The sequence below is a fragment of the uncultured Pontibacter sp. genome (genome assembly GCF_947492645.1).
Lineage (GTDB): Bacteria > Bacteroidota > Bacteroidia > Cytophagales > Hymenobacteraceae > Pontibacter.
Genome location: NZ_CANLMZ010000001.1, coordinates 148,572 through 162,877, shown reverse-complemented (window position 1 = coordinate 162,877; position 14,306 = coordinate 148,572). Strand labels below are relative to the sequence as shown.

Annotated in this window: 7 protein-coding genes; 3 read left to right on the top strand and 4 right to left on the bottom strand. The window is 48.6% G+C overall.

Going from position 1 to position 14,306, the window contains the following annotated elements; translation table 11 throughout:
* The first annotated feature begins 231 nt into the window (after positions 1-231).
* From Q1A23_RS00680 to Q1A23_RS00670, 3 genes are read left to right on the top strand one after another with little or no spacing between them, the layout of a single operon-like run.
* Positions 232-5,154, top strand: coding sequence for an ice-binding family protein (locus Q1A23_RS00680; RefSeq protein ID WP_299818020.1), 4,923 nt, complete (start codon positions 232-234; stop codon positions 5,152-5,154).
* 5 nt (positions 5,155-5,159) lie between these two features.
* The gene (locus Q1A23_RS00675; RefSeq protein WP_299818017.1) at positions 5,160-6,122 is read left to right on the top strand and encodes a type IX secretion system membrane protein PorP/SprF; all 963 of its coding nucleotides are present in this window, start codon (positions 5,160-5,162) and stop codon (positions 6,120-6,122) included.
* Between the two features lie 12 nt (positions 6,123-6,134).
* Positions 6,135-8,135 carry an OmpA family protein gene (locus Q1A23_RS00670; protein WP_299818014.1) on the top strand — a complete coding sequence of 667 codons (2,001 nt, stop codon included), beginning with the start codon at positions 6,135-6,137 and terminating at the stop codon, positions 8,133-8,135.
* Positions 8,136-8,276: 141 nt separating this feature from the next.
* Here Q1A23_RS00670 and Q1A23_RS00665 read toward each other — a convergent pair whose 3' ends face one another.
* Genes Q1A23_RS00665 through Q1A23_RS00650 form a run of 4 tightly spaced genes read right to left on the bottom strand, consistent with a single transcriptional unit; the run spans position 8,277 to position 14,254 of the window.
* Complete coding sequence (locus tag Q1A23_RS00665) at positions 8,277-10,067, bottom strand: hypothetical protein (RefSeq protein WP_299818011.1); 1,791 nt, start codon at positions 10,065-10,067, stop codon at positions 8,277-8,279.
* A gap of 6 nt (positions 10,068-10,073) precedes the next feature.
* On the bottom strand, positions 10,074-10,574 hold the full coding sequence (locus Q1A23_RS00660) for a DUF1905 domain-containing protein (RefSeq protein WP_299818008.1): 501 nt from the start codon (positions 10,572-10,574) through the stop codon (positions 10,074-10,076).
* Positions 10,575-10,604: 30 nt separating this feature from the next.
* Entirely contained in the window at positions 10,605-12,761 is a 2,157-nt protein-coding gene (locus Q1A23_RS00655) for a DUF4175 family protein (protein ID WP_299818005.1), read from the bottom strand.
* Positions 12,758-14,254 (bottom strand): BatA domain-containing protein, encoded by a 1,497-nt coding sequence (locus tag Q1A23_RS00650; RefSeq protein WP_299818002.1) that lies wholly within the window; start codon positions 14,252-14,254, stop codon positions 12,758-12,760. Before Q1A23_RS00650 ends, Q1A23_RS00655 begins: the two co-directional genes overlap by 4 nt.
* Positions 14,255-14,306: the final 52 nt, after the last annotated feature.

Genomic DNA, 14,306 nt, shown 5'->3' with positions numbered 1-14,306 from the left:
GATTGTATCAAAAAAAAATAAAATTTAGGAGACCGAACAGTCACAACTAGTGATTTAGCATTATACTAATTGTTTTTATGGTTTTTTGTTTTGGCTAATTGCACCAAATAAACGGAGTAATTGACTTGCAGAGGATTTAAAGAACCAATTAAGTGCAGGCGGCAATACTATATTAGTTGTACCAGATTTATAAAAATAAAGTCTATATAGCACACTTTTACAAACAACTTAATGAGAAGCTTATTAGGAAAAGTTATACTCTTTGTAGTATGCCTTTGTGCTCCGTCTTTTCTTGCTTCCGCACAGCAAATTCCCTCTTTCGGGACGGCTTATAACTACAATGCCCTGGCTAGTAAAAAGGTTACTAGTACTGGCAACACAGTTGTAAACGCAAACCTTGGAGTTGCAAACGGATCGATAATCGGATTTCCGCCGGGTATCTCGGTACGCACCCCCGATATCAACAATAGTGCTGCTAAAAATGCCCTGCTAGATGCCAGGTTAGCCTATGACAATGCCTTTATTCTTCCCTTTGAGCTACTTGCACCAAACAACAATTATGGAAGTATAAATTTTGCTCCCGGCGTTTACAAAGTAAATGGCGATGCCACATTTTCTGGAAACATCTCTCTGAGCGATGCCGGAAAATCAAAGCCAACCTACATTTACCAAATCAACGGAGATCTTAACATACCTAGCAATACTGTAATCGACTACAGCAACAAGGCTGCCACAAGTAATATATTGTGGGTGGTAAACGGGAATATAACTGTTGGTAAAAATGCCATAATTGAGGGTACCTTTATTTCTAGGGGTACTATTACCGTAAATGACGGCGCAAGACTGCAGGGGCGCTTAATATCTCTGGAAAATGAGTTGCACCTGAATCAGGCAATTCTTAATACGCCTTCCGATCTGATGATCGAGATTAGCATGAGCGCGAGTGCGACAGGAACGGAATCGTACGAAAACAACGAAGAAGTAACATTTTACTTTAAAGTAACCAACAATGGCCCGTCAGATGAAGGCGATGCCTATGTGCGGACCATTGCCTTTGTTGGCGAGTTGCTTAACCACAGCAGCAGCAGAAGCGGAACAACATTTGACCCTGCAACGGGTGAGTGGCGCATCAGAAACATCGCTTACAAAGAGAGCGTTACACTTACACTAAGCGTAAAACTTAACAAATCAGGCTTTGGCTTTGTGCGTGCCGTTGTAGAAGGCGATAACATTGACGAAGACCTCATCAACAACTCCACGATACTTAACTACTGTGTGCTTCTTCCTGAAACAGGCAGCATTTCAGGGCCAACAGAAGTATGCCGTAACGCAAGCTATACTTATAGTATTGCACCGGTAGCGGGCGCCTCTAAGTTTATCTGGAGCGTACCGGCCGGATGGCAGTTTACCCAAATAGGGCCAACAAGTATAAGTGTTAGGCCAGGGACCCAGCCAGGACAGATAACTGTAAAAGCGAGCAATATATGCGGCGAAGGCCCGGCTCAGGTTTTGGAGGTAACACCGTTGCCAGATCCTCCTGTAAAACCGGGACTTATAAGCGGCATAAATGAGGTTTGCGTTGGTACAGAGGGATTGGTATATAAGATAGCGCCTGTTGAGAATGCCCTTAGCTATACCTGGTCGTTGCCAGACGGATGGGTTATGACCTCCGGGCAAGGTACCACAGAGATAACAGCTACAGCAGGAGCTACAAGTGGCCCTGTAACAGTAACAGCATCAAATACCTGCGGATCAAGCGAGGCACAAACCTTTATGGTTGATGTTGCCACGGAAGTGCCGACGATAAATGTAGCTATACGAGGTAACAGTAACAGTTGCGTTGGCAGCAATACCACATTCGAGATAGATGCAACACCGGGTGCAACAGGCTATATCTGGTCTGTGCCTGCCGACTGGCAGATTATTTCTGGCCAAAATACAAACACTATTACAGTTGTGGTTGGTAAAATGTACGGTAGCGTTACCGTAAAAGCCACCAATGCCTGCGGCGAAGGCGAAGCGCAAACCATGACGGTTACGCCGGTACTCTCTCCTACAGATACCCCAGGGGAAATTGCAGGAACCCTGAATTCCTGCGCCAACGAAAAAGGACTGGTTTATACTGTGGCGCCAGTAGTTGGTGCCAAAAGCTATACCTGGACTGTGCCTGATGGATGGGCGATCATCGCTGGCCAGGGTACGGCAAGTATAACTGTTAATGCCAGCACAAGCGGCGGCGAGATTACAGTAAGAGCAGTAAATGAATGCGGGCCAAGTGGCGCAAGCATCAAGCCTGTGCAGCCAACACAAGGTGCCCCGGCCATGCCCGGCCCGATTAGTGGTAAGCATTATGGCTGCGCCAACAGCACAGGAACCTACTCCATTGACGATGTAACAGGCGCTACCGACTATACCTGGATAGTTCCAAATGGCTGGACCATACTTTCCGGGCAAGGCACCACAAGTATAACCGTAACCGTTGGTACCGAAAAAGGCAAGATCATCGTAACAGGTAGCAATATTTGCGGCATAGGCATCGCCAGGGAGTTAGATGTGACACCTCAGACAGACGTGCCAGGGCCTATCACCACGCTAACCGGCCCCGCTGAAGTATGCCAGGATATGCCTGGAGCTGTGTTCAGCGTAACACCAATGGTAGGTGTTACCAACTACACCTGGACTGTGCCGGCAGGATGGGTTATTAACTCAGGCCAGGGAACTGCCAGTATATCCATCACACCTAGTGCCACAGAAGGCAAGGTTTCTGTAAAGGCAATCAACGACTGTGGCATTGGATCAGAAGCAAGTATGGATGTTAAGGTTGTGCCGTCGCCGCCTGCTAAACCAGAAGCTATATTCGGTTTTGAGTCAGTATGTACAAACCAGAAGAACCTGGTATACTACATCAACCCAGTTGCAACAGCGTCATCTTATCGCTGGACTGTAAATAACGGCTGGACTATCGTTTCAGGCCAAGGCACCACAAGTATAACTGTAAATGCTGGTAGCGTGGGTGCTACAATCTCGGTGCAGGCAGTAAACGTGTGCGGTGTAACCAGCGAAACACAGCTCACCGCCATTGTTACAAATACTCCTCCGGCTAAACCAGGCCCGATAAAGGGTTCTACTATACCATGCGTTGGCAAAGAGTATACTTTTAGCATCACGGAAGTGGCAACAGCCCTAAGCTATACGTGGGCGGTGCCTGCAGGCTGGCAGATCGTGTCGCAGGATGGCACATCTATAAGAGTAATTGCCAGCGAAACTGCCGGTAATGTATCTGTAGTGGCAACAAATAACTGCGGAAACAGCGAAGCCCAGGCATTGGCTGTAAAACCTACTAAAGAAGGACCAACCGGATTGACGATTGTGCAGGGCGCGCCGGATGTGTGCAGTAATAACACAGCTACTTTTAAAGTAGATGCAGGCGTTAATGTGAGTTCTTACGAGTGGTCTGTGCCTGCGGGCTGGACAATCATCTCAGGGCAAGGCACAACAGAGATTACAGTAAAGGCAAACTCAACAGCCGGAACTGTTAGCCTTACCGCAAAAAATGAGTGCGGCAGCACCACTATCGGCAAAGACGTAACTATATCTACTACTAAGCCAAAAGCACCAGGACCTATCAGCAGTACAGGTGCTGTTTGTACCGGTCAACCCTCTGTGTTCAGCATCTTGCCGGTTGCAGGTGCTACATCTTATACTTGGGAGGTGCCGGCAGGTTGGGCGATCGTTTCGGGGCAGGGCACCACTAGTGTGCAGGTGCAAGCCAGCAACACTACCATCGGCATTATAAAAGTATATGCAGTTAATGCTTGCGGCAATAGCAGCAGCGCCAGTACCCTTTGGGTGGCACCATTAGAGACAAACCTGCCAAAACCACAAAGTATAAAAGGTCCTGCAACTGGTTTTTGCCAGGGGCAGACAAGCTTAAAGTATAGCATCGAGCCGGTGACAAGTGCCACAACTTATACTTGGGCAGTACCAACAGGCTGGACAATCGTTTCGGGACAGGGCACAACAGAGATTATTGTAACGGCAGGTTCTGAAAACGGTGAGGTGACAGTTGCAGCGGGCAACCCATGCGGCACCGGATCGGCACAAACTTTAACTGTAAACCCAAACAGGGTGCCAGCGCAGCCAACTGCTATTGTTGGATCAGCTGACCCTTGTAACGGCTCTACAATAACGTACAGCGTGACGAACGTGGCTGGCTTGAGTTATAACTGGACGGTACCGGCAGGTTGGGCAATTACCGCAGGCCAAGGCACCAACACTATAACTGTGCAAGCCACTACAACAGCCGGAACAGTAAAAGTAGCAGCAAAAAATAGCTGCGGGGCGAGCACAGCAGCAGAACTGCAGGTTAAGCCAGTTAGCAATGTACCGGCTGCACCGGGTGCGATAAAAGGCTTGACAGATGTTTGCTCGGGCCGTACCGTAACCTACACGGTAAGTGCAGCAGCAGGCGCTTCGTCTTACGAATGGACACTTCCGGATGGATGGACACTTGTATCAGGGCAGGGCACAACCGAAGTAACTGTAGTGGCCGGAAAGAAACCAGGCACTATTGCAGTAGCAGCAAAGAACGGTTGTGGTATAAGCCAGAGTGTTAGCATTGATGTATCCATTCAGGTGCTTGTTCCGCCAACTGTTATTCTGGATAAGAGCACAGCATGCGATGGGTTGGTATACGAAGTTGAAACTGTAGCAGGAGCAAAATCCTACAACTGGACAGTACCAACAGGCTGGACAATTGTTTCGGGGCAGGGCACAAACAGAATAGTTGTTGTTGCAAACGAGAACACAGGCTCAATTTCGGTAACTGTTGACAACGGCACTTGCACCAGCGAGCCTATCAGTATTGTGCCTGATAAAGACAGAGCTAACGGCGAACTGGAGTTCCCGAATGTTTTCTCGCCGAATAACGACGGCAACAACGACACGTGGGCAGTTAAAAACCTTGACAAGTATGCAGACAATGATCTGACCATCATTAACCGCTGGGGCAACGAGGTATTTAAAGCCAAATCTTATAAAAATAACTGGAACGGCGACGGATTAAGTGAGGGTACTTATTACTATATTGTACGAGCCAAGCTTTGCGACGGAACAGATAAAATGTTTAAGGGTTACGTGATGATTGTTAGGTAATACTTATGAAAACAAACAGATGGAACAAATTATGGCTGCTGCTCATCATGCTGACTGCGCATGTGGCCACAGCCCAGCAGGCGCCACAGTATACCCAGTACATCTTTAATGAGCTGGTTATAAACCCTGCCTATGCGGGTAGTAAAGGTATACTTAACATCAATGCCACCTACCGTAGCCAATGGACGGGCCTGGAGGGCGCCCCGACTACGCAAACATTAAGTGTGGATGGCCCCACAAGCAACGCAAGCATTGGTTGGGCAGCTTATCTGGTAAATGATAAACTGGGCGCGCAAAGCCATACAGGAGCATATGCCAACCTGGCGGTGCGCCTTAATATGAGCAAGTATAGCAAACTGGCATTCGGGGTGTCGGCGGGTGCGGCACAGTATAAACTGGATGGCACCATGCTCAGGCAAGGGAGCCAGGTGCCGGATGCAGCCATACCGCAAGGGAGCGAATCTAAAATACTGCCAGATGCTAAGGTGGGTGTATTCTTTAACACAGAACGTTATTTTGCTGGTTTAACTGCCGCAAACTTAATTCCTTTTAAAAGCGACGATTTAGTTATCACGACTCCACGCAGGCATTATTTCCTGTCAACGGGTTATATGTTTGACCTTAGCAGCAACATGCGCGTTAAGCCAAGCATACTGATAAAAGAGGATTTCCATAGCCCTACAAACATAGACCTGAACACGTTCCTGCTTTTTGGGGATCGTTTTTGGGTAGGAGGGTCGTATCGTACTTCGATGCCGATGTTCGCAAACGCAGAAATGAAACAACTGTCGAAGCGTAATGCCGCTGCTGCGCTGGTACAGCTGTATGTTACCTCTAAAATGCGCGTGGGCTACTCTTACGACATGAGCTTAAACGAGCTGAACAACTACTCAAGCCATGAGGTATCGCTGGGTTACTCCTTCTTTAAAAAGCAAGGTGGCCGTATCCTGACGCCTCGAAATTTATAATACCACCCTAATATGAAATTACGATTACGCCTGGCTTTACTTCTGTTGCTGTTTGTAACAGGGGTGCAAACTGCTGTGCTGTCACAGGATATGAAGCAGGCCGACAAGCACTTTAATAATTTTGAGTTTACCCTCGCCCTGGAAGCATATAAAAAGATACTTGACAGCGGCGAACCAACCATAGCAGTAGTACAGCGCATTGCAGACAGTTACCGCATACTTAACAATAGCCAGGAGGCTGAATTCTGGTATGCGCAGGTAGTTAACTTCCCTAACGCCGATCCTACAAACATTTACCTTTACGCAGAGTCTGCCAAACGGAATGGCAACTACTCCAAAGCAAAGCTGCTGTTCCAGGAGTTTAGCCGCAAAGTACCAGGACAGGCTGCGCAGGCAGAACGCATGGCCGCATCCTGCGATACAGCTATGAAATGGATGGCTAAACCGAAGGCTTACCTGGTGCAAAAGCAAAAAACACTTAACTCCGAGGGGGCAGATTTCAGTCCTGTGAAAAAGGAAGGCGGTTTATACTTTGCATCAGACAGGTTAGATGGTCGTAAGCAGGCAGCCAGAAATACCTGGACAGGCAATGGCTACATCCAAATGTACTTTGCCCAAGCCACCAGCGACAGCACCTGGAGTGCCCCGGCGCCGTTGCCGTCTAATATCAACACAACTTACCACAACGGCCCTGCAGACTACCACAACGAAACCCAAACGCTGTACTTTACGCGCACGCATGTAGTAAAGCGTAACGCCACCAAATCGAACCCCGACCCGACCAGTTGGTTTAAGGGCAGCGAAAACAGCACCCACACCAATCGCCACGGTATTTACATTGCTAAGCGCAAAGGCGATAAATGGGACAAGGTAAAAGCATTTAAGTATAACAACACCGACGAGTTCTCTATTGGGCATCCGGCTATAACTCCTGACGGTAAGGTTTTATACTTTGTGTCAGACATGCCAGGTGGTTTCGGGGAAACAGATGTATACTTTAGCGAGTTGCAAGCTGATGGCTCGTGGGGTAAGCCTGTAAACGCAGGTAATATTATAAACACGCCAGGCCGCGAAAGCTTTACAAGTTTAGGCGAAGACGGTAATTTATACTTTGCCTCTGACGGGCACATTGGCATGGGCGGCCTTGATATTTTTAAAGCCATAGGCACGCATAAAAACTGTAGTAAAGTGGAAAACCTGAAGTACCCGCTAAACACATCGCATGATGACTTTGGCATACAGGTAGATGCTGCCGGCAAAACCGGGCTTCTGTCGTCTGGGCGATTGGCGAGTAACGGGTTTGATGATATTTTTACGTTCAGGGAAAACCGACTGCCATGTACCATAACCGGTAAAACCATTGAGTTTGTAGCCGAGCGAGTTAACAGGGGCAAGAAAAAAGAACTAGCCGTAGCCGACGTGTTCCTGCAGATCACAGAAGTGGGCGGCGATGGGAAACCGCTGGAGGTACGGTCTGATGCAAACGGTAACTTTACATTTCCGGTGTTTGGTGGCGGGAATTACATTATCAGAGGCTCCAAGCCAAATTACCTGACACAAACCATTTCTGTATCGCCGGATTGCCGCCTTACCACAGATTCTGTTAAGGTAGAGATGGTGTTTAACCGTGACACGCCAAACAAACCAATCGTACTCGAAAACATCTACTACGACCTGGATAAGGCAGACATCAAACCGGAGGCTGCAAAAGAGCTTGATAAGCTGGTACAAACTTTAAAAGACAACCCGCACATCCGCATAGAGTTAAGCTCGCATACTGATAGCCGCCAAACGCACCGTTATAACGAGATGCTGTCGCAGTTAAGAGCGCAAAGTGCTGTGGAGTATATTGTATCGAAAGGTATAACCCGCGACCGGTTAGTGGCAAAAGGTTATGGCGAAACACAGCTGGTTAACAAGTGTAGCGATGGAGTATCCTGCCCTGAAACTATGCACGCAGATAACCGCCGCACCGAGTTTAAGATTATAGGTAATACAGCACAGGCCAAATAAGCTGTAAAGCCAAAGTATAAAAGAGGGGTCTCAGATTTTTTCTGAGCCCCCTCTTTTATAGGTATTATTCAGATGCAGCTGTTAAAGCAACACTTTTTATACTTCTTACTGTTCCACGCTCCTGACCTGTTCGTGCTTCTGTTACAGCTTCTCCTCCAGCCACAGAAATCCGCTGCTCAAGGCAAAAAGTATAAAGAACCAGATCAGCGAAACAGGCTCTTCTTTGTAAACCACAGCAACCTCAGAAGGAGTAATGTTTTGCGATGCTATAAATGTTTCCGTAGCAACTCTGCGCGAAGCTATACTTTGGAACTGCCAATTAGAAGCATCCTGCACATAAAAGAAGTATGGTGCAGCATTAGCTGTTTCTACTTTATACCAGCCGCTGCGGTGGGGCCAGAAGGTGCCGTTATACTTTTCAGGCTGATGCGCGTGTTGTTCCAGCGGCAGGTTTATACTTATAGAATCGGTTAAGCTGGTTATAGTTGCTGTTGGAGTGGCTGCACCATTGGTCAACGTATAATCTGTGAAAGAAAGTATAGCTGGTTTGTTTGGCTGCGGCACCTGTAGCTTTTCCAGTTGCCAGAATTTCTCCTTTACCTGTTCTTTGGCGATGGCTGATAATAAGGAGCTCCAGTAGCTGGCGTATACTTCGTCTTTGCCCTCCAGTTGCCACGGAAACGTTTGCGGAATATAGCTCATAGCCACTTTGCCCCAGCCTGCACGTTTTGCACCTGCCAGCAAATTACTTCCCTGTTCAGATACTAAACTATTAATGGCTGTTGTGTTTACCAGAGTATAAGGCGAAGCATTCATACTTACCTCACTTCCGGGCCAGCTGGCGCGTGTGCTGCGGGTGTCCTGCTGCGAGAGCCGTTTGCTCTGGAAGCCGGTAAAGAAACTGGTGCTGTTCGTGGCAGCTGGTGCTGTGGCAATGGTAAGCACGCCTAGTCCATCTTCTGTAACGGCATGTTGTAGTATGGCTCTTTCGCCGGCACTCATGCTTTGCAATGCCTGGAGCTCGGTAATCACTACATCAAAGTTCTGCAGCAGTTTAGGGCTTATTCTACTTAAGTCTGTTTTAGGCATGTTTACCCATTCGCTCTGGCTGATGTCTTTGCTGACGGTGGCGCTATAGGCTACTTTGTGCTGCTGCGCTGCCAGGTGGTTCTTCAGGAACTTGAACTCAAAAGACGGCGCAGAGGCAAGTATAAGTATACCCAGCTGCTGTTGCTCCGTTACCTGCACCGGCACCCGCCCCAAAGTATCAGTATTTGCCCCGGTTTTAGCCAGTAAAGTATAAACAGATCGGCCGGTTTGCTTAGGTATGTAGCGCAGGTTAAACGTGTGAGTGCTATCGGAGCTGATTTCCACAGAATCGCGTAGCTGACCTACTGCCTGTAAGTATAGTTTGGTTTTACCTTCGGATTTATACTTTCCTGCTATAGTTACAGCCTCGCCTAATCTTGCCTCCTGCGGCCATTGCACCGCACTTACACCAGCTGGCACCTCTGACAGGTGCGGTACCAATTGCACGCCTTCTAACGCTTTTAATTGCTGCTCTTCCAGTCCATAGCCTAACAGGTGCAGCGTTTGCAGTCCCGGCTGCTGCTGGCGCAACGTATAAAGGTTTGTTAGTAGAGTTGCATCGTCTGCCTCAGCTCCTAAAGTATAAACAGAAGGTTTTGCCTCCTGCCGAGCAAGCAGCGCCTCTAGTGTATCTTGGTTATAGCCCTGGGTTAAAAGTATAGCCGCACTTGGGTTAATGGCCTGCTGTGTACTTGGTGGGAAAACAAGCATTACCATGCTAACACCGGCTACTACACTTGCCAACAAACGGAGGGCCAGCCGCTGCCGGTTAGGTCTGCGCCATGCCAGCCAGAGTAGCAGCAGCACAACAGGTATTGCTATAAGCCAGGTTATTTGCATCATATTGTATTAGCGAGGAGGCAGGCCCAACATGGCCCGAAAATCCTCTTTTCCCTCCGGCAGCTTTTTCAGGTTCTCGATTAAGGTAATGGCACGGTCTACACGCAGCTGCGGATTTTTAACTCCCGACACGTGGTTGAGCATGTAACGCTGCATGGCCGGCTTTAGCAGCAGAAACCGCCTGTTCCCTTCCTCATCCTGCAGCAGCAGTTCTTCCATTTCTTCAGGTACCTCGGTACCGAAAGGGCTATCGTCTTTTTCCAGGGTTACCGCTACTTTATCCCCTAGTTTCAGACCCAACTGCTGCATACGTTTTTTGCTGATGCTGATGTAGGCTTTTCCTTCGCCCAATGCCATCAGGCCGCATTGAAATGTAAGTTTTTCGTTTACCCTGCAGATCAGGCGAATGTTCAGCGTACCTAAAGCCTGCACCGCCTCCTGTGGCACTTCCAGGTAGTGCGTACCGGGCAGGTAGCGTAGTAGTCCGATATGTGTTTGGAACTGAATCATCGTTCTCTATTTGTCTTGCTCACTTAAAAGCTATTCCCTTATTCGCTTTAGATACTCCTGCGCCAGCTTGCTTCGTACTGTCTGCCCTGGCTGCGGTGTTTGCGTGGCCGGTGGCAACAGACCAACCCATGCCCGCTCAACAGAAACCAAACACGACTTACATAAAACTTCCCCGCGCTGCATCTCCGATATCAACGTCCTCAGATCCTGCAAAGCTTTCAAATTACTGCCAGGTTTATTGAATGATTGCTGTGCCAGCTCCTGACCTGCCTTCTCCAAAATGGCAGCATCTGCGGGCTTATACTTTCCGGTCTGTTTATACTTTGCCAGCCATTGCAGCGCAGCTCTGGTGTTAGGCAGTTGCTTCTCTGCCGCTATACTTCTCTGCTCGCTTAGCGGCGTTACCTTATTCAGTTCCCCCGTCAGGCGCAGTTCTGGTTCTTTGAGTGGTGGCGCCTCGAAACCGGTTTTGGCAACATAAGCCCGCTGCGATTGCTGCACATCCTTTAGCATGCGCAACGCTTTATACTCGTGAGGCAAAGCCTCTTTGGGTTTATGTGTGCGCAGGCGCAGTTCTGCTTCCCACATCTGGGCTAGTGCTCCTTTTAATTTGGCTTTAACTACAGGCTCAAAAAACGTTGCTGCTTCCTCCTGGTCGTGCTTGTGCAAGTAAGGGTCCAGCAGAGCTTCGGGGCTGTTTTTATCTGCGAACTCTTCGTGATCGTGGCCGTCGCCTTCGTAATGCTCTTCGCCTTCGGGTATGCCGCCTCCCGGACCAATGCCGCTCTCAAACTCCTCGCCCAAAAATTTGCCGTAGCGCAAACGAAGCAGCTTTTGGTCTACACCCAGGTTGTTGGAGCGTTCTTCAAACTCGGTTCGGGTTATGCTTTGCTGCTCTTTCAGCAGCTTTTCGGTGTCGATAATGATCTGGCGCTGGCTCCTGAAATACTCCGGCACCGGGTTTACACCCATCGACATATCAAAACTCGATTCAACTAAAGTTGTGTCCTCTATCTGGACAAAGTATGTTTCGGAACGGGTGTAGCCGCGGTGGCGGTCCCAGGCCTGCAGGTAAAAGTATAGTTCATCGCCGTAGGTCATACCCAGTTTTTGCAGGTCCAAGGTTTGTTTTATCGTATAGTTTTTGGCGCTGCCGCTCAGATTTAGTTTGATATTTTCTTCCCGGAATTTCACGGCCTCGCCGGTGCCTTTGGTAACGGTGGCCACCATGTTTGCTTCGCGGATGCCGTAATCGTCGGTAAGCTGGGCCTGTAGCATTACACGCTGTGGCTCCCCAAAAAGCACTTCGGTGTACTGCTCCGGCTTTTGTATCTGTATAGTTGGAGCCTTATCAGGAATGATCTCCAACGTATAAAATGTTGATTTCTGCCCGTTCAAGTTAATGGTGTAGAGCCCAGCTGTTTTGAAGCTTCGCGATAAAGTATAGCTGTTGCCTTGCTTCTTAAAGTTGGTAGGTCGTTGCTCGTTTAGCTCCAGTTGCAATTGTGCAGGCTTGTTTGTACTGATGTGCCAGGTAACGGTGGCTCCTTCTTCTACACGCAGGTTCGGGCTCTCGGCTTTGTAGGCTTGCTTACCTGTATAGCGTGGCGGTGCAATGGAAATTTCGATATTCTCAATTTTAGCAGCCGTATCAGCAGCGGCAACCGGCGCATCCGGAAACGCTACCTTTACACTTTGGGGCTGAGATGTGGCAAGCGGTTTTGCAGGTAAGTATAAAATGCCGATTGAGAATAGCAGCGCTAACCCCAGAAAAGCATAGGTAGCAGTGCTGCGCAGGGTAAAGGTTTTCTGTTGCTCCGGGTGTAGCTCTTGGAGTGTTTGAGTTACACGTTGCTGCTGCAGCTTTTGCAGCAGATTTTCAGGTTCGTTGAGGAGCAGTTCGGTACTGTCTTCCAGCTGCGGGTACTGCCTGTTCAGGTGGCGGGCTACGTGCTGCAGGTTTATTTTAGAAACAGATCTCCAGCGAAGTATAAAGTATAAAACGGCAGCCACAACTATAGTTACAGCCGTTGCTGCTAACACAGGCGCTTCAAATTGCCAACGCCAAAGTATAGCCGCCGCCACAAGTATAGCTGCCAAAGCCTGAAGCGCATATAGCCACAGCTTCGCCTGCACGTACTGCCTGCGAATTCGCTGTAAGATATGGATGCTTTGCTTTACCATCATACTTTGCTGCGCCTGTTGGCGATAATTCTCTCTATCAAAAATAACACAAAAGCCGCCAGAACGAACCATTTGAGCAACGGTGTCTGAGCAGTTTTTTCAGAATTTACAGGTGCTGCCTGTACACGTGCTGACGGCACCAACTGGTGCTCGTCTACTGCCCGGTAATCATGGCTTGCCTGTGGTTGCGGCAGGAGCAAGGGTAATAGCAACTCTGGCAGTTGCGCACTCTGGCCCAGCTCGCTCCAGTCAGGTGCAAACCTGCTCCGGAAAGTATAGATTTTGCCCTGTCCTACAGTTTTGGAGTAAAGTAAAGGCTCTCCGTTTGCGGTAGTCCATACTTCGGTTTGCTTCGGTGGCAGCGAGTGGCTAAGCTGATGTACTTTTATGCTTGTGCCTCCTGTTCCGGTTAAGCTGGTTTTTATAGTTTGCGGCTTCTGATTCTGCTGCATCCATACTTGTAAGCCCTGTTTTACCTGCTGGTTTATACTTTGAGGCATCGGCTCATCATCGCGCAGCCAGAAAACCCAGTTTGCGCCTGTAGTATCAGCTTTAACCTGAACAGGTAAACCTGTATAGTTACTGATGGCCTGTAACGCTGCTTTTAAGTAGGGCACCTCTGCCTGTTGCGCTTCGTCGGCAAGTATGGCTATTTGTAGCGGCTTTGTCTGTACTTTTACTTTGCTGCTGTTGCCGGAGATGGTGGCCAGCAGCGTGTCCTGCTGGTGTTGCAGTTGCAGTTGTTGGTTGCCGGCAAGGTTTATACTTCGTGCTGATAAGGCCGTTTCATACTTGCTATAACTGGTGCCTTCGCGGGAGCTGTGGCCAAGTATAAGCAGGAGGCTGTCGGGTGTGGATTGGATAGCAGCTTGTAGCCAGGTTATACTTTTGTCTGTAGCAACCGGGATCCATTGTATGTGCTGCGGAAGCATTTCGGGCCGTGAGCCTGCAAAGTACTGCTGCTGGTCTGATGTGAAAAGCAATACGCTATCCTGCGGCAGTTTATACTTTGCAGCCAAGGCAGGCAGAAGGCTCCAGTAGTTATACTTGCCCGTTACTATACTATCCTGTGTGCGGTTACCGATCTGTTGCCACTCTTCCTGTGGTACCTGCTCCAGATTTGGTGTGTAGGTGTGCAAAGTATAGCCGCGCATCAAAAGCGAATCTATAGTTGGTTTGATGGGTTTTAAGGCAGAAGTATAAAGCAACTCTTCGCCCACTACTATAGCCTTTGTTCCTTTGTTTTTTTGCGCCTGATGCTCAAACACCGGCTGCGCCAAGGCTACGGCCAGCAGTATAAGTATAAGGCAGCGCAGCACCAGCAGCCAGAAGTTGCTCAGCTTTACACTACTCCAACGGTTACTCGCCGACGCCTCCAGCCAACGCAGACTACCTACCTTTACTGTCTTCCCCTGCCGTTTATTCCACAGATGAATGGCGATCGGGATAAGTATAGCCGACGCTGCAACGAGAAAGTATGGTGCGAGGAAAGACAAGAGAGTTAGAAAGTTAAAAAGTTATAAAGTTGTTTTTTCTGTCATTCTGAAA

Coding starts and splice junctions, on each gene's coding strand:
- Q1A23_RS00680 (WP_299818020.1), top strand. CDS start 232: ATGAGAAGCTTATTAGGAAAAGTTATACTCTTTGTAGTATGCCTTTGT.
- Q1A23_RS00675 (WP_299818017.1), top strand. CDS start 5,160: ATGAAAACAAACAGATGGAACAAATTATGGCTGCTGCTCATCATGCTG.
- Q1A23_RS00670 (WP_299818014.1), top strand. CDS start 6,135: ATGAAATTACGATTACGCCTGGCTTTACTTCTGTTGCTGTTTGTAACA.
- Q1A23_RS00665 (WP_299818011.1), bottom strand. CDS start 10,067: ATGATGCAAATAACCTGGCTTATAGCAATACCTGTTGTGCTGCTGCTA.
- Q1A23_RS00660 (WP_299818008.1), bottom strand. CDS start 10,574: ATGATTCAGTTCCAAACACATATCGGACTACTACGCTACCTGCCCGGT.
- Q1A23_RS00655 (WP_299818005.1), bottom strand. CDS start 12,761: ATGATGGTAAAGCAAAGCATCCATATCTTACAGCGAATTCGCAGGCAG.